This window comes from Arthrobacter sp. FW306-04-A (assembly GCF_044358315.1).
In the GTDB taxonomy this organism is placed as follows: domain Bacteria; phylum Actinomycetota; class Actinomycetes; order Actinomycetales; family Micrococcaceae; genus Arthrobacter.
The window spans coordinates 364,537-386,903 of sequence record NZ_CP084559.1 but is presented as its reverse complement, the minus strand read 5'-3'; the positions used below and the strand labels follow the sequence as shown (position 1 = coordinate 386,903).

The following is a 22,367-nucleotide window of genomic DNA, read 5'->3' as shown; positions in this document are numbered from 1 at the left end:
ACTTGGCTTAGAGTTCCAGAACCAACCTCTCCCCGCGGCAGCGTGAAACACAAATCATCATTGTTTCATTTGCGGCACGTTCTTCGTCGCTGAGAATTTCATCGCGATGATCTGGAATTCCTGCCAGAACTACCGTTTCACACGTTCCACACGTTCCTTTTCGGCAGGAATTCAACGCGGGAACTCCTGATCGCTGCAGAGCGTCGAGAATTGTCTCGCTCGCAGCAACCTCAATTTCAATTCCGTCGGCGGTTTCCACCACGAAAGGCAAGCGGTCGCCGGCGGCGTTCCCGAATTCCTGACCGGAACCGGCGGGAACCGAACCGCCTGGGCCGGTCCCGGCGTCGGGCTCGTCGTGACCGAAGTCCTCAAAGAGCAGCTGCGGAACCGCGCCGGCCTCGTGGGCCGAGCGGAGCTCGCTGAGCAACCGCGGCGGGCCGCAGGCGTAAACCGTTGAGTCCGCCGCGAGTCCCTCGCTGCGAAGGTACTCCGCCAGGTCCAGGGCGCCGGAAACCTCTTTGGCATGGATCCTGGTTTTGGTCCCATCGGGGTCAAGACCGGTGATCTCGTCCAGGAAAGCCATGGAATGGAGGTTGGACCCCAAATACAGCAGTCGCCATGGATCGCCGGTCATCTGCGCTGCGCGGATCATCGGCAGGAGGGGCGTGATTCCGATCCCGCCGGCGATGAAGACCTTCTCCCCCGAACCCGCAGTGCCACGGAAATTGTTCTTGGGGCCCCGGACATCGAGGACATCCCCGGCCCGCAACACCTCATGCACAAAGCTCGAGCCGCCCCGGCTGGGTTGCTCGCGCAACACCGCGATGCGCCACGCGGACCGATCCGCAGGCTCGGAGCACAACGAGTATTGGCGCAGTATTCCGTTGGAAAACAGCACGTCGATGTGGGCGCCCGGCTCCCACACCGGTAGTGCACTGCCGTCTGGATCCTCGAGAATCATCGAAACGACGCCGTCCGCCTCCCTTCGGAGCCCGCTGACCGCTAGCTGGAAAAAGCCTTTTGCGGCGAGCACCACAGCCCCCGGCTTGGCGGCGTCAGTGGCCTGAAGCGTCATCGCTGCCTCCGCCGATCGCGGCGTTCACGGCGGCCACCACGGCCCCGGCGTGGACCAGTTCCCCGGCTTTGCGTAGCCGCGGATACAGGACTACGTCCTGCTTGATGTGGTCAATGGGCCGGCCGTCGGCCGCCGCGGTGGAACGCAGGAGGGCCAGCGCGGCCAGGCTCGCTGGAGCAGGTTTCGCACCGGCCGTGGCGGACATGCCCATCCGCAGTTCCAAAGCCTGCGCAGCCATCAGCAACTCCACGGCCACTACAGACTCGATGTTGGCGACAATCTGGCGCGCGTGCCGGCCGGCGTTGTTGGCCATGGACACGTGGTCTTCCTGGTTGGCGCACGTCGGGATTGAGTCCACGCTGTCCGGGTGCGCGAGGGTCTTGCAGTCGGATACCAAGGCAGCGGCAAGGTACTGGGGCAGCATGTAACCGCAGTCCATGCCGATCTGTTCGCTGGCAACGAGCATGTCCGGAAGGCCCCGATTGAGGGTGCCGTCGTCGAGCCTGAAGAGTCGGCGCTCCGTGATGTTGCCGATTTCGGTGACCACAATCGAGATGAAGTCTGCCGCGAACGCCACGTACTCGGCGTGGAAGTTGCCGCCCGAGACCGCCTTGAGCGTGCGGGTGGAAGGCAGCGACGGGAAGATCAGGGGGTTGTCCGTGGCGGCATTGATCTCGTTGTCGATGATGCCGGCGGCGAACTCCAAAGTGTCTTTGACCGGACCAAAAACCTGCGGAATGCAGCGCAGCGAGTACGCGTCTTGGGGCGGCTGGCGCACAGGGTCCCGCCCGGCGTCGCCGTCCACCAACCCGCTGCCGGAGAGGAGCTCTCGCAAACGCGCAGCCACATCGATCTGGCCACGCTGGCCGCGGGCCTGGTGGAGCTCGTCAATGAAGGCATCTCCGAAGCCCAGCAGTGCCTCGATGGTCATGGCCGCGGTGATCTGGGCTGTTTCGAGGAGGTTTTGGGCATCGTACAGGGCCAACGCGGCCTGGGCGCAGGAGAAGGAGGTGCCGTTCAAAAGGGCCAGGCCGTCCTTGGCACCCAGCGGTAGCCGCTCGATTCCTGCATGGGCCATGGCCGCGATCCCGGACACCACAGCACCGTCCACAAAGGCCTCGCCAGAGTCGAGCTCCTCGTCCTCGCCGGCGTGGGAACGCGACATGACGATCGCCACGTGGGCCAGCGGGATGAGGTCGCCGGAAGCGCCCAGGGAACCGTATTCCGGGATAGCCGGGTACACGCCGCGGTTGAGCATCTCGGCGAGGGTCTTCACGATGTCCGCCCGCACGCCGGAATAGCCCTGCGTCAGGCTGACGATCCGGATGAACATGGTTGCCCGCACCACTTCTTCGTCCACATAGCGGCCAACGCCGGCGGCGTTGGAGAGGACAAGGCGGCGGGAGAGCTCTGCGGCATCGGACGGCTCGTCGAAGGCCTTGCGGCCGGCGAGGGAACCGAAGCCGGTATTGATGCTGTAGATCGGCGCCGTTTCCTTCCCTGCCCGCATGTCATCCATGACGCCGTCCAGCCAGTCCTGGCTGGGTTTCATCCGCGCCAAGGCTTCTTCATCCACCACGACGGGACGCCGGTAGCGCGCAACCTGGATCAGATCCTGCAGGGTTGCACGGTGCGTCCCGAGGACCACCGGTGCTGTATCAAGCAGAGTTTCGAGCGTCATCGCTTACCTCTCGGGTTGTTCTTCGGCTTGCGAGGGAACCCAGCGACGCCGCCAGGTTCTCCGCTGCCTCGTTCATTGTCTTCAAAGTCGAATTCAGCCAGGTGCGGGACCCGCAGCGGTTCTCCGGGCCGGCAACATTGAGCGCGCATACCGCCTCGCCGTCCAGCATCACCGGTACGGCCACCGAGACGGCGCCTGGATCCAGCTCGCCCCGGGAGACTGCCCAGCCGGAAGATCGGATCTGCGCCAGGCTGAGCAGAATCTGCTCCGCGGACGGCGAGTTTTCAGTAAAGCGCGGAAGGTCGCCGTCGAGCACTTGGCGTACGACGTCGGACGGCGCCCACGCGAGCAGCGTCCGGGGGCCGGCACCCGCCGTCAGCGGCAGGAGCTCGTTGACCGCGAAAGTGTATTTGAAGGCCTTGTCCGGTTCCGCGCGGCGCAGGCACATGGCCTGCGTACCCACCCGGATCACCATCACGGCGGTTTCCCCCACAGCATCCACGATGCTTTTTAGCACAGCCGTGCCAACTTCTGCGAGATGGCTCTGCGTCAGGTGCCGTCCGGACAAGGCCAACAGCGCGTGCCCCGGCCGATAGACGCCCGCGTCCTCCTGGACGAATCCACGCTCGCGAAGCTGGCGAAAGTACCGATAGGTGGTGCTCACGGGAATGCCCAGCTTGAGCGCCACGCCCTCCACGGTGGTATCTCCGCTGTCTGCGATTTCCGAGAGGATCATAAGGCCCCGCTCAAATGAAGTGTGGGTTGCCACGGCATGCCTCCTTCCTGGATCGATCACCCTGTGTCGCGGGTCACGAACTGATCGTGCAGGGTGCCAAAGCATCGCGACAAACCAGATTCCCACAGAGAGAGAATGATGTTTAGCCGTTGCTCTTTGAGACCGATACTTTGATGCCACGAATCCGCTTGTCCGCCCCTTGCAGGAGCTGGCCCGCAGATTGGATCTCAGCAAAAACCGACGGTAATGAGGCCCACGATGTCCCTTAGCACTCCCCCGCAAACCATTCCCGTACTCTCTGGTCTGCAGAACGATCCGTACACCGACGGGAACCTCACCAACCCGTATCCCCTGTTCGAACGCATGCGGGCGGCCGGACCGGCGGTGTGGCTTGAGAAATACGGGGTCCTGGCGTTCGCCGGCTTCGAGGAATGCAGGGAGATCCTGGAGGACTACCGCACGTTCATCTCAAGTGCTGGCGTGGGCCCCAAGAACCTGCACCACGAGCCCGCTTGGCGTCCGCAAGGCATCCTGGAATCGGATCCGCCTGTCCACGGACCCATGCGCGCAGCAATGGCGGGTGTCATTTCTCCGCGCGGGGTGCGCTCCCTGAGGGCCCGGTTTGAAGAGTTCGCCGAGGAGCTGGTGGGCAGCCTGATCGAGCGGGAAACCTTCGACGGCGTCACGGACCTCGCCGAGCTGTTTCCCATCCGCGTCTTTGGCGACGCCGTCGGAATCCCTCGCGAAGGCCGCGAAGCCAATCTGCTGCCGCACGGAGCCATGAACTTCAGCTCCTTCGGTCCCGACGACGAACGATCCCGCTCGTTCTTCGAAAAGGGCGAACCCACCCACCGCTGGGTCATGGACAACTGCGCCCGGGAAAATCTCTCCCCGGATGGCATGGGAGCCCAGATCTGGGAATTCGCCGACCGCGGCGAGATCACCCCCGAACAGGCCGCCCTGCTAGTACGGGCCATGCTCTCCGCCGGCTTGGATACCACTGTGTTCTCGATCGGGAACACGTTGCAGGCCTTGGCGGCACACCCCGAACAGTGGGCCAGCTTGCACGCCAATCCCCGGCTGGCCAAGTTCGCGATCGACGAAGCGCTGAGGTACGAATCGCCGTTCCAGTCCTTCTTCCGGACTGTTTCAACGGACACGGTATTCCGGGGCATCCCGCTGCCGGCAGGAGCCAAGGTACTGCTCTTCATGGGCTCGGCCAACCGGGATGCCGCGCATTGGGGACCCACAGCCGACGAGTTCATGATCGACCGTAACGCCGGCGGCCACCTCGCCTTCGGCATGGGCATCCACCAATGCGTGGGTCAGCCGATTTCCCGGCTCGAGATGGACGTGCTCTTCACCGCCATGGCCAAGCGGATCAAGGGTATTGAGCTAGTGGGCGAGCCCTTGCCGTACCTACACAACACCCTCCGAGGATGGCGCTCCCTCCCGCTGCGCATAACGTCAGCGTAGCTTCGATGCCCGCTCACTTTTGGGGCAATTTTCGCAAACGCTCCTGCACCTTTGCGGAGACTCTTCCCCAGCGCTCGCTCACCTATGGCCGCCGGGTGAGCGAGCGTCCGCCAATTCGGCGACAGAGGTGAGCGAGCGTCCGCCCAAAGAGCAACAAAAGTGAGCGGGCGTTTGGGGTTAGTGCCGCGGGCGTCACCCAGGAATGCCCCCAGAGGGCCTAGGCGAGCGCCTCTTCGAGCGCCTCGATTAGCTCTTCGGAATCAGGCTCGACGGTGGAAGGAAAGCGGGCGAGCACTTCGCCTTCGCGGCTCACCAGGAACTTTTCGAAGTTCCACTTGACCTTCTGCGGCTTAGAACCGTCTGCCGTCTGGGTCAGTTCGGCATACAGGGGATGCTGCTGCTTGCCACGGACGTTGGACTTGCTGGAAAGCGGGAAAGAGACTCCAAAATTGCGTTGGCAGAAATCCGCGATCTCGGCGTCGGAGCCTCTCTCCTGGCCACCGAACTGATTGCACGGCACGCCCAGGATCTCGAATCCGCGGTCACGGTATTTGCCGTAGAGCTCCTCAAGTCCCGAGTACTGGCGCGTGAAACCACATTTGGAAGCCACGTTGACTACCAGCACGGCTTTGCCCTCGAAACGCCCAAAGTCGGCCTCGGAGCCGTCGTTGAACGTGAGGGAGATGCTATAGAGCGGGGACATCAAGCTTCCTAACGACGTCGAACTTGGCAAACTACCGCATTCGAGTCTACGCGCGGCAGGGCGGTGACGTGGTTCAGGATAGGCAGCGATCTCTACGGTTTGGTGACCGGCGTGGCTGGCTTGGAGGTGGCCGACGGCGTGGGGCTCGTAGGAGCCGGCGGGGTAGGTGCTGGCGCTGGCGGTGTTGACTGGGTGTGAGTCACCGTGGGCACCGGAGCGGGAAGGCTCGACGACGGCGCGGCCGTGGACGGGACGGTCACCGCAGGCGGGACCGTCGTCGTGGGCGGCGGGACGGTCCCCTTGGGCGACTGCGTCACCGCGGGAGCTTGCGACGGCGATTGGCTCGGTGTGCTGGTCTGCGTCTTGCTTGGCGTGGGGGTAGTGCCTGGCGGATTGGTCGTGCTTTGCGTCCCTGAGGGCGTCGGCGTCGGCGTCACGGTGGGTGACCCAGTCGGCGTCGGCGTCACGGTGGGTGACCCAGTCGGCGTCGACGTCGCGGTGGGTGACCCGGTCGGCGTCGGCGTCACGGTGGGTGACCCGGTCGGCGTCGGACTACCGGTGGGTGACGCCGTCGGGGTCGCGGTGGCCGTAGCAGACGGGCCCGGCGGCACGACCTTCGCCTCCTGCGCCCCGCCGGTCACCGCCTGTTCGGGGGGCCTGCCCGGGATGGACCAGACAGACCCCGCCGAGACCGCCGAGGCGGAACCCGGCTGGTAGCTGACCATGGCAAGGTCCCCGAGAGGATCAACCTGCCTGGTCGCCAGGAACGTCCAGTTCATCGGGTTGGCATAGACGCCGTTGAGAATCGTCTCGAAGTGCAGATGGCAACCTGTCGAGGACCCCGTGGTTCCCACCCTGGCGATCACCTCGCCCACCCGCACCGACTGCCCCTTGGCCACCGCGATCCCCTGCAGATGGTTATACGTGGTGACCAGGCCGTTCCCATGGTCGATCTCCACCCGGTTGCCGCCGCCCCACGGATGCCAGCCCACAGCGCGGACCACGCCGGAATCGGCCGCATAAACAAGAGCGCCGCAGGCCGCGGCGAAGTCCTGGCCCCAATGAAACTCCCCCGGCAGGCCCGTGAACGGGTCGATCCTCAACCCGAAGGGAGAGCTCGGAACCAGCACCTCAAGGGGAGCATAGAGTTTCCCCGCGGCGGGCCGGTCAAGGGAACTCGACGCCACATTGAGATTGCCGACCCCGTTCCTGTCCAGGGCCTGGACCGGGGAACGCTCAAAAGACACCGTGGCTTTGTCACCCGCAGGAACAGGAGCCCAGGACCGGCTTTGCACCACAGCCCCCGGCACTCCGGAACTGCCGCCATCGGCCGGAAGCATGCCGGGTTCCACTTGGCCGGCAGCCAACGATCCCCCCGCCGATGGTCCGCCCAGGCGCGGGCCCTGGAAGCCGAAAGCAAACGCCACCAAGACAGCGAGGAAACAAGCCGAAAGGACCCGGCCAAATCTTCCAGAGAGCACCAGATCCACGACCTGGCCAGACTCATGATGCTTTCCCACAGCGGCTCCTGAGACGGGCGCTCATCCCCAAGTACGGGCGCGCTTGTCCCATTGTTGCCGCTATGAAATCGAATGGGAACACTCGACTTCATACTTGGCCGGCCGGCGGAATACTCGCCGGACCCTGCCGGGCTACTCGCCGAGGTTCTCCTTCAGCAACGCGCGGTGCTCGACGGCGGCATCCGAATGCAGTGCGCGCCCGGCGTCGGTCAGCTCGAGGTACAGCGAGCGGCGGTCATCTGAACAGGTTTGGCGGGATACGAGTCCGGCTTTCTCCAGCCGGTCAACAACTTTGGAGACAGCACTCTGGGTCATGGGAGTCCGCTCCCCCAATGCCTTCATGCGGCAGGCGGAGTCAGCGCTTTCTGCAACGAGGTCGAGGATTTCGAATTCGTTCAACCCGATGTCGAACTTGGCTTCGAGGGCGCGGTCAATGGCCGCCGCGGTGCGGAAGTACGAATTCTGGATGCTGCGCCATTGCTCAACCAGCTGGCGATCCTGCGTTGTTGCCATGGGCCGATTCTAGTCGAAACCGGAATTAAAGTCCACGTCATAAGATTCCTAGTCATATTCCTTGTCATTGAATGACGTGTCATATAGATTGAAGCCATGACTTCACCAAGCACCCTCACTCGATCTGACGAGCAGCTCCACACAGCCGTCCGCTGGACCAGGGCCCAGTGGCTGCTGCTGATGGTGGTGTGCACGGTCCTGGCGCTCGACGGCCTGGACGTGTCCATGGTGGGCGTAGCCCTTCCGTCCATCGGCCACGAACTCCATCTCGGAACCGATTCCCTGCAGTGGATCGTTTCCGCCTATGTCCTTGGCTACGGGAGCCTGTTGCTCCTGGGCGGCCGGCTCGCAGACCTGTTGGGCCGGCGTCGGATCTTCCTGATCGCTTTGACCGTGTTCGCCGCGGCATCCCTCCTCGGCGGGCTGGTGGATGATCCCACCATCTTGATCGCCACGCGCTTCGTCAAGGGCCTGGCCGCGGCGTTCACGGCCCCTACCGGGTTCTCCATCATCACCACCAACTTCGCTGAAGGCCGCGAGCGCAACAAGGCGCTATCCATCTTCACCACGTTCGGCGCCAGTGGATTCTCGCTCGGGCTGGTTGTTGGCGGGCTCATGACCAGCCTGAGCTGGCGCTGGACCTTCCTTGTATCGGTGCCGATCGCCATCGCAGTGGTGCTCCTCGGCATGCTGTTCATCCCGCGGGACAAGCCGTCCGCGGAAGAGAGCGGCCACGATGTCTGGGGTGCGGTCACCCTCGCGCTCGGCATGCTTGGCCTGGTGTACACCTTGGTTTCAGCTCCGGAGAAGGGCTGGGGATCTGTGGCAACAATCGCCGGATTCGCCATCTCTGCCGCCGTCTTGGCAGCCTTCGCCGTCATCGAAAACCGCGTCAAGCACCCGCTCATCCGCTTCGGCATTCTTCGTGAAGGCTGGGTTGCCCGCGCAAACCTGAGTGCGGTTGGCCTGTTCGGTTCCTATTTGAGTTTCCAGTTCATCCTCACCATGTACTTGCAGTCGGTGTTGGGCTGGTCCCCCTTGGGCATGGCGCTTGCCTTGCTTCCCACCGGACTCCTGGTCGCAACGAGCGCCCCCTTTGCGGACAGGTTCATTGAGAAATTCGGGGCCCCGAAGCTCATCCTCACCGGCCTGACCGCCATGGGCCTGGGCTACGTCCTGTTCCTCCGGGTTGGAACCTCACCCAATTACGTCCTGGACATCCTTCCCTCGGTCATCCTGCTGGGTATTGGCTTTGCCTTGGCTTTCCCGTCCATCAACGTCCAGGCCACCGCTGGAATCCGGGATTCGGAGCAGGGGTTGGCCGCTGGACTGATCCAGACCAGCACGCAAGTTGGCGCAGCCCTGGTTCTTGCCGTCACTACTGCCCTCGTCAGCGGCCACGGCGGGGCCGACGGCACAAGCAGCACCGTCAACGCCGCGGCGATGCTCGATCAGTACCGTCCCGGTTTGGTCCTAAGCGCTGCCGTGGCAATCGCGGCCCTGTTGGTGGCAGCGTCCCCGGCGCGGCGCCGTCGGGCACCGGCTGAGCAGCCCGCAGCCTAAGCGGACTCGCGCGAAAGGTGCCGGCTCACTGTTTCCACGGCGGGCCGGCACCTGCACGTAAACAAAGCGGCACCTTGCGCCAGCGCGGCGCTGCGTCACAATGGACCATGGGCAAGTTCCTGAAGAAGTGGCAATCGGAACTGCGGATGACTTTCACGGGTCACCCGCAGTCCACGCCCGACTGGGTGCTGCGGCTGGCCGAGGGGAACGACGCCGGATACCACCTTCCGGGCTCGGCCGTCTGGGCCGTCCACGGGTCCATGTCCACGATCGTTGGTGGAATCCGTGTGCTGCTCATGCAGTCCCTCCACCCCGGCGCCTTGGCAGGGGTTTACGACCATTCAGGCTTCAAGACGGATCCCCTCGGGCGGCTGGCAAATACCATCCGATGGATCTTCACTGTGAGCTACGGCTCGATGGATGCGGCCCACACAGCCACACACTTCGTGCGAAGGGTCCACGACTCCGTCAAAGGCAGCTACGTGGATGCCCACGGCCACACCCGCGAGTATTCAGCCAACGATCCCGAACTTCTCCGCTGGGTCCACGTTGCCTACGCGGATTCCTTCGTGACGGCGCACCGAATTTGGGGTGGCCCAGTCCCAGGCGGCGCCGACGCTTACGTCCGCGAGTGGGCGCAGGCAGGCCGTTTGATGGGCGTCCAGGACCCTCCCCTGAGCCTTTCCGAAGTGAGGTCGGAAATGGACCAGTGGTACGCCTCCGGTCACCTCCGCGCGGACCAAAGGCTCAAGGAAACCGTCGATTTCATCCGGAATCCCCCGCTGAAAGCGTCGCTTCAACCCGGCTATCGGATTCTGTTCGCGGCTGCTGTGGCGAGCTTGGAACCCAAGTATCGCGAACTCCTGGGGCTGGAAAAGGCCCATTTCGGCCCCATCCCGCTACCTTCGATCCTCGCCGCCCGGGTGGTCCTCGCCGTCGTGCACCTGACTTTGGGCCGCAGCGGCCCCAGTGAGCAGGCCGCCCGGCAACGGTTGCGGCGCCTAGGCTACGAGGCATAGACGCAAAGAAGCCCGGCGGAACGGCTTGTGGCCGTCCTGCCGGGCTTCTTCGACGAATCGCTAGATCAACGCGTCGGACAGGTGGTTCGGCGTGCCGAACCGGTGCGCAGTGATACTGATGACCTGTTCGTGCAGGAACGGCAGCATCTCAACGCGTCCAGCCGGGGTCACCGTGCCGTGGTAGATCGCGACGTCGGGACGTCCTCCGGTCGCGGCGCTCAGCGCACTGCTGTCCCCGCCAATCAGGCGGATGCGGCCACCTTCGATGCCTGCCGCGGAAGCCAGCCATTCGGCGTCGTTCTGGATCCGGGTGCTGACGCCCAGTCCCGCGAAGGCTGCAACAACGGATTCGGGAAGCTCGACGGCGGAGGACACCGTGAGTGCCGATCCCGCCACTGCTCCGGCTGCTACGACGCGAAGCAGGTCCACGAGCTTCGCACCCTCGGACAAGCGGATGGTCACGGGGACGGCCCGGTACCGGAAGACGTTGCGCTCGGCGCTCAGTCCGGAGACGTCCTTTCTGGTGCCGAACTCCGTGGCCCATGCCGCGGCGTCGCTGAAGAGCGCCTTCTGCAGGGCCTCAGCTTCGCTGGCCTCAACAAGCTCGCCTGCGGCGTTGGCCGCGGCCAGGATCGAGGCTGCCGCGCCCTTGAGCGTGGCACCGCGCTTGGCGCCAGGCTCAGCAGGGAGCCAGCTGCCCAGTCCGACCAGGTAGTTGGGTCCGCCGGCCTTGGTACCCGCGCCCACGGCCGACTTCTTCCAGCCGCCGAACGGCTGCCGCTGGACGATCGCGCCAGTGATCCCGCGGTTTACGTACAGGTTGCCGGCCTGGATAGTGTCCAGCCAGACACCTATTTCATCGGAATCGAGCGAGTGCAGCCCGGCGGTGAGGCCGTATTCGATTTCGTTCTGGATGGCGACGGCTTCTTCCAGGGTGGCCGCGGTCATGACGCCGAGGACCGGGCCGAAGAACTCGGTCAAGTGGAAGTACGAGCCGCGCTTGACGCCGAACCGGATACCCGGGGACCACAGGCGGCCGGCCTCGTCCAGCTTCTCCGGCTTGACGGCCCAGGTCTCGCCGTCGCCGAGGGTGGTCAGGGCGTTGAGGAGCTTACCGTTGGCTGGCTCGATGATCGGCCCCATCTGGGTAGTGGCCTGCTCCGGATAGCCCACCTTGAGCGAGCGGGCAGCATCAACGAGCTGGTTGTGGAAGCGCTCCGAGGTGGCAACGGAACCAACAAGGATCACCAGGGAAGCAGCGGAGCACTTCTGTCCGGCGTGTCCGAAGGCCGAGTAGACGACATCCTTCGCGGCCAGGTCAAGGTCAGCATGGGGGGTGACGATGATGGCGTTCTTGCCCGAGGTCTCCGCCAGCAGCGGGAGGTCCTGGCGGAAGGAGCGGAAGAGCTCAGCGGTCTCGTAGCCGCCGGTGAGGATCACGCGGTCAACGCTGGGGTGCGAGACCAGCTGGGTGCCCAGCTCACGTTCTTCGAGCTGCACAAGCGCCAACACTTCGCGCGGCACGCCGGCCTCCCACAGCGCGTCCACCATGACGGAACCGGAGCGGCGGGCCTGCTTTGCCGGTTTGATCACGACGGCGGATCCCGCCGCGAGTGCCGCCAGCGTGGAGCCCGCTGGAATCGCCACCGGGAAGTTCCACGGCGGGGTCACCACGGTGAGGTTCGCTGGGACGAACGTGGCGCCGTCGACCGTTTCCAGGTCCTTGGCGCGCTCGGCGTAGTAGTGCGCGAAGTCGATTGCTTCGCTGACTTCGGGGTCGCCCTGTTCGATCGTCTTGCCGGTCTCGGAAGCCATGACCTCAAGAAGCTCGGCGCGGCGGGATTCCAGGATGTCGCCGGCGCGGTGCAGGATGGCAGCGCGCTCGGCGGCCGGCATGGCGCCCCATTTTTCGCCAGCCTCGACGGCGGCGGCGATGATGCGTTCCAGTTCCTGGGCGTCCCTGACCTTGCTGGCTTCAACGATCGCGTTACCGGCGGTGGAGCCCGGGATGCGCTCCAGGATGGCGCGGCCCCAGGCCCGGTTGGCGGGCAGGGCAGGATCGGTGTCCGGCGTGTTGGCGAAACCCTCTGCCGGAGTGGAGGCCGCGGGCTCGTTGCGGTCCTGTGTGCGGTTGGGGGTCGGAACGGCGTCGTCCAGCCCCGCGAGGGAGGCGAGGAAGCGCTGCTTCTCGCGTTCGAACAGCGATCTGCTTTCTGGGGAGTTCCCCCCAAGTTCGAACACCGCGGACATGAAGTTGTCCTGACTGGCGCCTTCTTCGAGGCGTCGGATCAGGTAGGCGATGGCAACGTCGAACTCGCCCGGGTGCACCACCGGCGTGTACAACAGGAGGCTGCCGACGTCCTTGCGGACGGCCGTGGCCTGGCCCGTGGCCATGCCGAGGAGCATCTCGAACTCAATCGCTCCTTGCCCCTGCGCGGCGATGCCGCGCTCTTTGGCCAGGAGCCAGGCAAACGCCACGTCGAAGAGGTTGTGGCCGGCGACGCCGATGCGCACTGCGTCGATGCGTTCAGGGGTGAGGGCGTAGTTGAGTACGCGCTTGTAGTTGGTGTCCGAATCCTGCTTGGTGCCCCACGTCGCGAGCGGCCAGCCCTGGATGGAAGCCTGGACCTGTTCCATGGGCAGGTTGGCGCCCTTGACCACGCGCACCTTGATGGGAGCGCCACCGGTGGCTCGGCGGGCCGCTGCCCACTCCTGCAGTTCCTGCATGGCCGAGAGCGCGTCCGGGAGGTAGGCCTGAAGCACAATACCGGCCTCAAGGTTCTTGAATTCTGGCTTGTCCAGGATCCGGGTGAACACGGCCATAGTCAGGCTCAGGTCCTTGTATTCCTCCATGTCCAGGTTGATGAACTTGGGCTTGGGGAAGGACGCCGCCAGGCGGTAGAGCGGGGTGAGCTTCTCCACCACGTGGTCAACTGCTTCGTCGAAGGCCCAGAGCGAGTGCGGGGCCACCGTGGAGGATTCCTTGATGGAGACGTAGTCGACGTCGTCACGCGCCAGGAGCTTGAGGGTTCCCTCGAGCCTGCGGCTGGCTTCGCGTTCGCCCAGGACTGCCTCGCCGAGAAGGTTCACGTTCAGGTGGACGCCGTTCTGCTTGATCTTGGCGATGGCCGGACCGAGCTTGGCGTCCGTGGCGTCCACGATCAGGTGGCCCACCATGTCGCGCAGAACCTTGCGGGCGATCGGGATGACCACCTGCGGGAGGACCGGTGCCATGACACCGCCGGTACGCACAGCGGCCCGCATATACCAGGGCAGGAATGCCGGGACCTTCGGGGCCAGCTTGGCCAGGTTTCGGCCGGCGACAGACAGGTCCTCGGGGCGGATGACGCCGTCGACGAATCCGACCGTGAAGTCCAGTCCATTCGGGTCCTTCAGGACGCCTGCGAGGCGCTGTGCGGAAACGTCAACTGGCACCTTAGAGGCTTCGGTGAGCCAGTGTCGAACCAGTTGAATGGCTTCGTGGGCCAACTCCTGGAGGTGTCCGGATTCCGGGTTGGATCGTGTCCTGGTTGGTGTGCTCATGCGCTTCGTTCCTTTGGTGCGGAAGGGCTTTGTTTCCATCAGTATGGATCTACAATCAGATTAGGAAAAGCGATCTTTTCTGAACAATATTCGTTAGATTTCTCGACCCGTCTGGAGAGCCGAATGCTGGACGTACGCAGGCTGCGCTTGCTGCACGAATTGAAGATCCGCGGAACGCTCGCAGAGGTGGCTGACGCGATGAAGTACAGCCCGTCGTCGGTGTCCCAGCAGCTGACCTTGCTGGAGAAGGAAGCCGGTGTGAAGCTGCTGAGAAAGTCGGGGCGACGCGTGCAGCTCACCCCGCAGGCCGAGATCCTCGTGGAGCATGCGGCTGCCTTGCTGGCAACGCTGGAGCGGGCGGAGACGGACCTGGCGGCATCACTTTCCACTGTCACAGGCACGGTCCGGCTGGCCGTATTTCAAACAGCAGCGCTGGCGCTCATGCCCGACTTCCTCACCATCATGAAGGGCGAGTACCCGGAAGTGCGCGTGGAGATGATCCAACGCGAGCCCGAGACAGCGCTCTACGAAACCTGGGCTCGCGACTTCGACATTGTGGTGGCCGAGCAATACCCCGGACACGCCGCCCCGCACCACCCCGGACTGGACCGGGCCACCCTGACCAGCGACGCCATCAGGCTGGCAACTCCCCCGCTGGGACTGGGCGGCGAATCGATTTCCTCGCTGGCGGACACGGCGGCATTGCCTTGGGTCATGGAACCGCGCGGCGCGGCATCGAGGCACTGGGCGGAGCAGGCGTGCCGCTCGGCCGGATTCGAACCCGACGTCCGCTACGAAACTGCCGACCTCCAAGCGCAGATTCGGCTTATCGAGTCCGGCAACGCGGTGGCCCTCATGCCGGACCTCGTGTGGACGGGCCGGACCACTCCAGTACAGCTGCTGGATCTCCCAGGACTGCCCAAGCGGACAGTTTTCACGTCGACCCGCACCGCCGGCCGGATTCACCCTGCGATTCTGGCATGCCGGGAAGTGCTGGAGCGAGTGGCCGCGGAACGGGCGTAGGACGCAAAAAGGCCCCGGTCCAAAGACCGGGGCCAAAACGCGGAGAATGGGGGATTTGAACCCCCGAGGGCGTTAACCCAACACGCGTTCCAGGCGTGCGCCATAGGCCGCTAGGCGAATTCTCCATGCTTCTGAATCAAAAGCAGACTCCACTGTACCCGAGATTTTCGGCATCGCCCAATCGGCACTTCCGGGCCTCAGGCAGGGCCTTTCGCGCCCTTAAACGCAAAAATGGACGCCCCCAATGCGTCCATTCCTCCGGCACTCCGTTGAGCTGCTGGGTCCAGCCCCTGAAACCAGGCCCTGCGGCTCACAATCTTGAGATTGCCCCAATCGGTGTACATACCCATAGTCCGCTCCGTTCCGCGGTTTGGCAATGGAGATCAAGAACCGTCCTCTGACCTGTTTTCGACGGACCACTGGGAAGATGGTGGCATGAGCCAACTGCACGCCCTTGTTGTCTACGTCCCGGTATCGCACAGCGAGAGCTTGCTGGCCGCGATCGGCGATGCCGGGGCCGGCAGAATCGGCGACTATTCGCATTGTTCCTTCACCACTCCAGGCACCGGACGCTTCACTCCATTGCCCGGGGCGCAGCCGTTCATCGGGGCCGTGGGGCAAGGTGAGACTGTGCCGGAAATCCGGGTGGAGTGCGTGGTTGAAGCAGACGTGCTCGACGCCGTAGTGCAGGCCTTGCGTTCAGCCCATCCCTATGAGGAGCCGGCCTTTATGACCTGGGCAGTGAACGGTTGGCGCTAGGAAGTCCGCTGGACATGCCCTCCCTTGCGCACGGGCACTGGACATAATCCCAATATGTCCAGTCCTTGGCTCTCTCAGAGGACATGTCCGCTGGAGCCAAAGGGGCATGTCCAGTCCTTGACCCTCACGCGGGACATGTCCATTTCTTGGCTCCCACAAGGCACATGTCCGCAGATTCGGAGGGCTCGATAACTTCGGGTAAGCTTGTCGACGGCCCCTCATGTGGCGTCATCCTGTTGAACTCCCCCAGGACCGGAAGGTAGCAAGGGTAGATGGGCTCTGGCGGGTGCATGAGGGGTCTCTTATTTAAATGTCAGTCCCTATAGGTAGGTTTCCCCTGTGACTGTTACTACTGCTCTTTACCGCAGATATCGTCCGGATTCGTTCGCGGACGTCATCGGGCAGGAACACGTCACGGAGCCGCTCATGACGGCCCTGCGCAAAAACCGCGTCAACCACGCCTATCTCTTCTCCGGTCCCCGCGGCTGCGGAAAAACCACGTCCGCCCGGATCCTGGCCCGCTGCCTCAACTGCGCCGAGGGCCCCACGGACACACCTTGCGGGAAGTGCAACAGCTGCGTCGAACTGGCGCGCGGAGGCTCCGGATCCCTTGATGTCATCGAGATCGACGCCGCCAGTCACGGTGGCGTGGATGATGCCCGTGATCTCCGCGAGCGCGCCACCTTCGCCCCGGTCCGGGACCGTTACAAGATCTTCATTATTGACGAAGCCCACATGGTCACCTCTGCGGGTTTCAATGCGCTGCTGAAGATCGTTGAAGAGCCGCCGGAACACATCAAGTTCATCTTCGCCACCACGGAGCCGGACAAAGTCATTGGCACCATCCGCTCCCGCACGCACCACTACCCTTTCCGACTGGTGCCGCCCGAGCCGCTGATGAAGTACCTTGAGCTCCTCTGCCAGCAGGAGAACGTCGCCGTTGCTCCCGGAGTGCTCTCCCTCGTTATCCGTGCTGGCGGCGGCTCTGTGCGCGACTCCCTCTCCGTGCTGGACCAACTCATGGCCGGCGCCGGACCCAACGGCCTGGACTATGAACTCGCCGTCGCACTGCTCGGATACACCCACGCTTCGCTGCTCGACGACGTCGTGGAGGCAATCGCCGCGTCAGACTCCGCCACCGTCTTCCGCGCCGTGGACCGTGTCATCCAAACTGGGCACGATCCGCGCCGCTTCGTCGAGGACTTGCTGGAGCGATTCCGCGATCTCATCATCGTCCAGGCCATGCCGGAGAGCGCCCAAGCCATCCTCCGCGGCATGCCCGCGGACCAGATTGCCCGCATGCGCAGCCAAGCCAACAACCTCGGTGCCGCGGAACTGTCCCGCGCCGCCGACGTCACCAATACCGCGCTCACCGAAATGACCGGCGCAACGTCCCCCCGGCTACATCTCGAACTGCTCTGCGCCAGGATCCTGCTGCCCAGTTCCGAGCAGACCGAACGCGGTATCGCGGCCCGGATCGACCGCGTCGAACGCCGCCTTAACTACGGCGGGGCGCTTCCCCAGGCGGAAGCCCAAGGTTCGCCTGCCGTTGCCGCGGTTCCCTCCGTAGCCCCGCCTGCCCGCCCAGCGGAACAGCCAGTGGGACGCCCGACGGCGGCGGCCAGTACCGATTCCACCCGACCAGTGTCCGGGGTACCGGCGGTCGCTGAGGCTCCGGCTTCCGACGCGCCGACCGTTTCCGGGGCCCGGCCCGTTGCTGAAACACCGCCTGTTTCCGAGCCCCCGTCCAGGGACCAGCTCACGCCGCCTCGCGTGTCCACCAATGACTGGCCGGTGGATGAGGCCAGTCAACCGGCCAGCCGTCCCGCGGCGGATCCCGCCACACATTCGCCCGCGTCTGCCGCGAGCCCTGCCGAGCATCCCGTAGCGCAGGCACTGGCGGTTCCACCACCACTCGATCAGGACGCCCCCCAACCTGCAGCGGCACCCGTGCCACCCCAGGCACCAGCGTCAGGCCAGGCAGCGGCGCCCGCACAGCCCTCTCGTCCCGCTACCGGTGGCGCCGACGTCGAGGTCATCCGTCGCGCTTGGCCCGAGATCCTACAGACGCTGACCAAGATTAAGCGCAGTAGCTGGGCTTTGGTTGGAGCCAACGCGCAGGTGGCACAGTTCGACGGCCAACTTCTGACTCTTGCGTTCAGCACTGACGGCCTTGCGAGCGCCTTTAGCCGGGCAGACCATGCAGAGAATCTTCGCCAAGCCATCCACAAGACGATCGGCATCGACTGCCAAATCACCTCCGTCGTCGGCGGCAACAGCTCAGGTAGCTCTGAGCCAAACCCAAAAGCACCGGCTGACGCGGCGCCCTCCGTAACCGGAGGCGCCTCTCCAACAGCGTCGTCCGCCGTGGATAGCGCATGGGGACTTGCCCCTGCAACGCAAAGCGCGGCTGCCGCGCCTGAAGCGGGCAAGGTTGACGCGTCACAGGTCCCAGCACCCGCGCCAGCGGTGCAAGCACCAACAGCTCCGGCCAACCAACACGTTTCCGCCGAACAGGGCCCGGCCGCAGCGGCAGCCATAGTGTCCCCGGGGGTGGCCACCCCGGTTTCGGCTACAGCGGCACTCGCGACCTCAACCGTCGACCCGGGTATGGACTACTCGTATTCGGACGACGACTGGGGTCCCCCGCGCGACGAGGACGCTCCCCCGCTCGACGAAGAACCGCCGATGGATTGGGCGCCATCGGCACCCCCGGGCCTCGCCGTTATGCCCGCGGCAGGGACATCCGCGCCGCAAGCCGCTACTCCGCAGCTCGCCATGTCTCCAGCCGCGGCTTCAGGGCTGAACGGTTCGACCGCCGGCCCCCCTGCGGCATCAAGCAAGCGCTCATCCCAAGCCACTCCCGTAAAGAAGAAGCCCGAGGCCCCGGAAGATCCTTGGTCCAGGGCTGTCGAGCACGCGCCGGGTTCATGGGTGGTCAGCACCGAATCCAACGTCGGTGCCGGGGCATCAGGCAACTCAGCCGGGCACTCCGGGCCAACCCCTCCATCAGGGGTAGCAACCGCAAGTCCCATCTATGAACCCGCGGCCGCACAGATTCCAAGCCAGCCGCGGGCTTCGGCACCGGCCTCCGTGCCAGCGGCCGAATGGTCAACGTCGGTTTGGTCAGCACCCTCGCCCACCCCCTCAAGCGCGGGCGCACCGCAAGCGGTTTCGTCACCAACAGGTTCGTCACCAGCGGGTTCGTCGCCAGCAGCCGCAATGCCCGGAGGCGAAACCGGACGTTCGGCGGTAGGACTCATACAGTCCACGGCCCAGGCTCCAGGGACTGCCCAAACGCCAGTATCGGCACCTTCAGGAACCGGGAAGCAAAGCCTCTACCAACGGCTTTCGAACAGTCCCGAAGCCATCGCCGGACGCGAGAAGGCCCCGGCGCGGGCTGCAGCCGGTTCCGGCGTCGTGGTGGAGGATATCCCGAGTGCCGACGACGAGACGATCGAGGAGTCGGGAGTCTTTGGGCGTGCCGCCGTCGAGCGTATTCTGGGCGGGAAGCTACTGGAAGAAAGGTCGCTGGACGGCACTTCCTTGATGCGCCGCTAACGGCCGAAAACAACAACTTGCATGGATTGCACAGTGTTCCGTGTAGAACCCCATGGAACCACCGCTGCGAACCTTCCAGCAGCTCGGCAAGGTGCCACCAAACCGCGACGCCCGCGCAACAACAATGGGCGCGCATAGAACGAACGAGGACATTGTGTACGAAGGCGCAGTACAAGAGCTGATCGACGAGCTCGGCCGGCTCCCGGGCGTCGGGCCCAAATCGGCGCAGCGTCTTGCGTTCCACATCCTTGAGGCCGATCCCGAGGACATGAAGCGACTGGTCGCGGCCATTACCACGGTCAAGGAACGGGTGAAGTTCTGCACGGTCTGCGGCAACGTCACCGAGCAGGAGCTGTGCAACATCTGCCGCGATCCGCGCCGCGACCCGTCCGTGATCTGCGTGGTCGAAGAATCCAAAGATGTCCTGGCGGTGGAACGGACCCGGTCCTTCCGCGGCCGCTACCACGTGCTCGGCGGCGCCATCAACCCGATCGCGGGCATCGGGCCCGAGCAGTTGCGTATCCGCGAGCTCCTCACCCGGCTCAACGATGGCGCCATCCAGGAAATCATCATCGCGACCGACCCCAACCTTGAAGGCGAAGCGACGGCCACCTACCTGGCCCGCATGTTGAAGTCGATCGGCATCACCGTCACCAGGCTCGCTTCCGGCCTCCCGGTAGGCGGAGATCTGGAATATGCGGACGAAGTTACCCTCGGAAGGGCCTTCGAAGGGCGGCGCAACGCGCTCATGTAACAACCCGCTTCAGGTAACCGACGCGCCCAGCGCACGGTAGCGCACGCCCCGGCGCGCCCCTGAACGCCGCGGGATCCCGTCCAAATCCGGCCTAAGCGATCCGAGTGCCTCGGGCCAGTCGGCTTGCCGGCGTCCGTAGCGCTCGCCACCCGAGCCACATGAGCAACCCTGCCAGAACCACCTGCATGCTCAGCCCGAGGGGCCACACTGGTGTGGTCTGTTGCAGGTACTGGTACTGGTTCTGCAGCTGTTGGTTCTGCGGCTGGTACACACCGTCGACGCAGGGGGAATACGGCGGCCTGGGCCCGGCCAATGCTTGCCGGGTGCCTTGGCTGATGCCCTCGAGCATTCCGGCGCCAAGCATGGAATTCGTGTTGCCCCGCTCCGGGTAAGGAATGGCGTCCGCCACCACCACGAACGGGTTGATGGCCAGGACCAGCGCCACGCGTTCGGTGTGGAAAACTGTTTGCTGCACCGGCCTGCAAGGGATTGGCTGCGGAGCCCCGGAAGCAGAGGGCGGGATGTACGCCATGGACGGACCGGGTTCATCCACCGTCACGGATTCTTGTGTCAACTGCATACCCAACCCAAAAGCGATCAGGGACAGGACCACCAGGCCGGCAACCGTCAGATAGCTCACGACGATCGAAAAGAGCGGCCGGGCCGCGAGCGCGGAAATTCCCACGCCGATGCCACAAACAACCGCGATCTCCACTCCCAACATGAGCAGGGACACTAGGATGTGGCCGGGAGACAGTCCGCCTTGGACCAGGCCGAAGACCAGGAACGGTGTGCTGGTTACCAAGAAGGCCAGCGCCGCCAGCCACGCAGCCAAGAACTTGCCCCAAAGTATCTGCCCCGGCGTAAGCAGCGTCACCTGCAGGATAGCCAGAGTGCCCCCGGCGCGGTCCCCGTTGACGGCGTTGGCGGACAATGCCGGTGCCACCAGCAGGGCAAAGAGCAGCACAAACGCCAGGACCGCTTCAAAGATCGCGGATCCCGGTCCGCTTTGCACTGACATCCCGGATCCAGGCATCGAACGCTGGACTGCCGCGCTGGCGTTCCAGGCGGCCCAAGTCAACCATGTCACGACGGCGATGACCACGAACCAGATGCCCAACATGATGTACCAGCCGCGGGAGCGCAGCCGCTGCTTCATCTCGAGGACCACGACGTCGCGGATCCCGCCAAGATAGCCGACGACGGCGTTCCCGCCGCCCGTAGTTCCCTGCGGTCCCGCTGGACCCGGCACGGTTTCAGTCACGTTGCTCATCGTCGCTCCGTTTCCAGGTTCATGTAGGTCTCTTCGAGGGCGCCAGAGGCCGGGGCGAAGGAAACTACCCCGATGCCAGACCTAACGAGTTCCCTGAGGAGGGCGGCAGCACCGTCGTCGTGCGTCAACAGCAAGGTGACCGACGGACGGAGGCCTGCCTCCACGCGATATTCCAGGCCCAGTTCGCTGAGCTTTGCCGCGAGGGCATTGTTGTCGAGTGCGGTAATCGCGTAGCGGCGGCCTTGCCGCGCCGCCTCCTCGAGGGTCTGCTGTTTCACAGTGCGCCCTTGGTTGACGAACACCGCACCGTCTGCGATTTCGTCCAGCTCGCTGAGGACGTGGGAGGAAACCACCACGGCTTTCCCGGCCCCCGCGAGGCGGCGCAGCAGGTTCCGAAGCTCCACCCTGGATCCCGGATCGAGGCCGGAGGCTGGCTCGTCGAGCAGCAGCACAGAGGGATCGTGGATAAGGGCTCGGGCCAAGCTAAGCCGCTGCTGTTGACCCCGGGAGAGCACACGTGCGGGCTGGCCAGCAAGTGCATCCAAGCGGACGAGTTCGAGCAGCTCGTCCACACGCTGGCCGATACCGGCTTGGGGCAGACGGTAGAAGCGGGCCATCTGGACTAGTATTTCCCTCGCAGTCAAGGACTCCCACACCCCCAGGGTGTCCGGCATCCAGCCGATCCGGAGCCGCACGGCGGCGCTGTCCCGGAGTGGATCAAGGCCGTCAATCCGGATGGTCCCTGAGTCGGGGCGGAGAAGTGAGGCCAGCATGAGCAGGAGCGTCGTCTTGCCAGCCCCGTTGGGACCGATGAGCGCCGTGACTTTCCCTGCTGGCGCATGGAAATCGATGTGCTCCACTGCATGGACCGTACCGAAGCGGCGTGAGACGCCTACCGCGGATACGCCGACGGCAGCACTACCCGGGCCGTTTGAACTTTCAGCTATGGACATGCTCTACTCACCTGTTTCCCCCAAACAGAACAAGTACGCTTCAATTCCTGTGAGCCCACATGCCCTCAGGCTGCGTATTTCTTGATCGTACGCCACGCTAAAACGGCTGGACATCCACCCCAAGGCCGAGATTTGGTCACAATTCCCCTGCCCGCGGCGCCCGGCGATAAACTGGCCAAATAAAGCTACGTAGCCGTGCCGTTGTCAGGCCAAGC

At 64.5% G+C, this 22,367-nt stretch carries 16 protein-coding genes, 1 tRNA gene and 1 other RNA gene; 8 read left to right on the top strand and 10 right to left on the bottom strand.

Annotated features, from left to right (window positions below):
- Positions 1-7: 7 nt before the first annotated feature.
- From LFT43_RS01890 to LFT43_RS01880, 3 genes are read right to left on the bottom strand one after another with little or no spacing between them, the layout of a single operon-like run.
- Positions 8-1,075, bottom strand: coding sequence for a PDR/VanB family oxidoreductase (locus LFT43_RS01890; RefSeq protein ID WP_395800714.1), 1,068 nt, complete (start codon positions 1,073-1,075; stop codon positions 8-10).
- Entirely contained in the window at positions 1,056-2,756 is a 1,701-nt protein-coding gene (hutH, locus tag LFT43_RS01885) for a histidine ammonia-lyase (RefSeq protein WP_395800712.1), read from the bottom strand. Before hutH ends, LFT43_RS01890 begins: the two co-directional genes overlap by 20 nt.
- Positions 2,734-3,525 carry an IclR family transcriptional regulator gene (locus LFT43_RS01880; RefSeq protein ID WP_395800710.1) on the bottom strand — a complete coding sequence of 264 codons (792 nt, stop codon included), beginning with the start codon at positions 3,523-3,525 and terminating at the stop codon, positions 2,734-2,736. Before LFT43_RS01880 ends, hutH begins: the two co-directional genes overlap by 23 nt.
- Before the next feature lie 225 nt (positions 3,526-3,750).
- Here LFT43_RS01880 and LFT43_RS01875 point away from each other — a divergent pair, with 225 nt between their 5' ends.
- A complete protein-coding gene (locus LFT43_RS01875) occupies positions 3,751-4,968 on the top strand; it encodes a cytochrome P450 (protein ID WP_395800708.1) in 1,218 nt (405 codons plus the stop codon).
- A gap of 217 nt (positions 4,969-5,185) precedes the next feature.
- On the opposite strand, the gene LFT43_RS01870 is transcribed toward LFT43_RS01875, so the two are convergent.
- From LFT43_RS01870 to LFT43_RS01860, 3 genes are all read right to left on the bottom strand, one after another.
- On the bottom strand, positions 5,186-5,671 hold the full coding sequence (locus LFT43_RS01870; RefSeq protein WP_395800706.1) for a glutathione peroxidase: 486 nt from the start codon (positions 5,669-5,671) through the stop codon (positions 5,186-5,188).
- A gap of 92 nt (positions 5,672-5,763) precedes the next feature.
- Entirely contained in the window at positions 5,764-7,191 is a 1,428-nt protein-coding gene (locus LFT43_RS01865) for a M23 family metallopeptidase (RefSeq protein ID WP_395800704.1), read from the bottom strand.
- Positions 7,192-7,323: 132 nt separating this feature from the next.
- Entirely contained in the window at positions 7,324-7,704 is a 381-nt protein-coding gene (locus tag LFT43_RS01860; RefSeq protein WP_395800702.1) for a MarR family winged helix-turn-helix transcriptional regulator, read from the bottom strand.
- A 96-nt stretch (positions 7,705-7,800) separates the two neighbouring features.
- Between LFT43_RS01860 and LFT43_RS01855 the strand changes: the two genes are divergently transcribed.
- Both LFT43_RS01855 and LFT43_RS01850 read left to right on the top strand, forming a co-directional pair.
- On the top strand, positions 7,801-9,267 hold the full coding sequence (locus LFT43_RS01855) for an MFS transporter (protein ID WP_395800700.1): 1,467 nt from the start codon (positions 7,801-7,803) through the stop codon (positions 9,265-9,267).
- Positions 9,268-9,374: 107 nt separating this feature from the next.
- Positions 9,375-10,286 carry an oxygenase MpaB family protein gene (locus LFT43_RS01850; RefSeq protein WP_395800698.1) on the top strand — a complete coding sequence of 304 codons (912 nt, stop codon included), beginning with the start codon at positions 9,375-9,377 and terminating at the stop codon, positions 10,284-10,286.
- Positions 10,287-10,346: 60 nt separating this feature from the next.
- Here the strand turns inward: LFT43_RS01850 and LFT43_RS01845 are convergent, their stop codons facing one another.
- The gene (locus tag LFT43_RS01845) at positions 10,347-13,829 is read right to left on the bottom strand and encodes a proline dehydrogenase family protein (RefSeq protein WP_395800696.1); all 3,483 of its coding nucleotides are present in this window, start codon (positions 13,827-13,829) and stop codon (positions 10,347-10,349) included.
- 123 nt (positions 13,830-13,952) lie between these two features.
- Here LFT43_RS01845 and LFT43_RS01840 point away from each other — a divergent pair, with 123 nt between their 5' ends.
- Positions 13,953-14,852 carry a LysR substrate-binding domain-containing protein gene (locus tag LFT43_RS01840; protein WP_395800694.1) on the top strand — a complete coding sequence of 300 codons (900 nt, stop codon included), beginning with the start codon at positions 13,953-13,955 and terminating at the stop codon, positions 14,850-14,852.
- Between the two features lie 40 nt (positions 14,853-14,892).
- Here LFT43_RS01840 and LFT43_RS01835 read toward each other — a convergent pair.
- A tRNA-Ser gene (locus tag LFT43_RS01835) sits at positions 14,893-14,977 on the bottom strand.
- 310 nt (positions 14,978-15,287) lie between these two features.
- On the opposite strand from LFT43_RS01835, the gene LFT43_RS01830 reads away from it, so the two are divergent.
- The 4 genes from LFT43_RS01830 (at position 15,288) to recR (ending at position 19,926) form a co-directional block, all read left to right on the top strand.
- A complete protein-coding gene (locus tag LFT43_RS01830; protein WP_395800692.1) occupies positions 15,288-15,611 on the top strand; it encodes a hypothetical protein in 324 nt (107 codons plus the stop codon).
- 209 nt (positions 15,612-15,820) lie between these two features.
- Positions 15,821-15,917, top strand: an RNA gene (gene ffs, locus LFT43_RS01825) — signal recognition particle sRNA small type.
- Positions 15,918-15,950: 33 nt separating this feature from the next.
- Complete coding sequence (locus tag LFT43_RS01820; protein ID WP_395800690.1) at positions 15,951-19,172, top strand: DNA polymerase III subunit gamma and tau; 3,222 nt, start codon at positions 15,951-15,953, stop codon at positions 19,170-19,172.
- A 154-nt stretch (positions 19,173-19,326) separates the two neighbouring features.
- Entirely contained in the window at positions 19,327-19,926 is a 600-nt protein-coding gene (gene recR / locus LFT43_RS01815) for a recombination mediator RecR (RefSeq protein WP_028265726.1), read from the top strand.
- A gap of 91 nt (positions 19,927-20,017) precedes the next feature.
- Here the strand turns inward: recR and LFT43_RS01810 are convergent, their stop codons facing one another.
- Both LFT43_RS01810 and LFT43_RS01805 read right to left on the bottom strand, forming a co-directional pair.
- Positions 20,018-21,199 carry an ABC transporter permease gene (locus LFT43_RS01810; protein WP_395800688.1) on the bottom strand — a complete coding sequence of 394 codons (1,182 nt, stop codon included), beginning with the start codon at positions 21,197-21,199 and terminating at the stop codon, positions 20,018-20,020.
- A complete protein-coding gene (locus LFT43_RS01805) occupies positions 21,196-22,152 on the bottom strand; it encodes an ABC transporter ATP-binding protein (protein ID WP_395800686.1) in 957 nt (318 codons plus the stop codon). The genes LFT43_RS01810 and LFT43_RS01805 overlap by 4 nt, the downstream gene beginning before the upstream one ends.
- Positions 22,153-22,367: the final 215 nt, after the last annotated feature.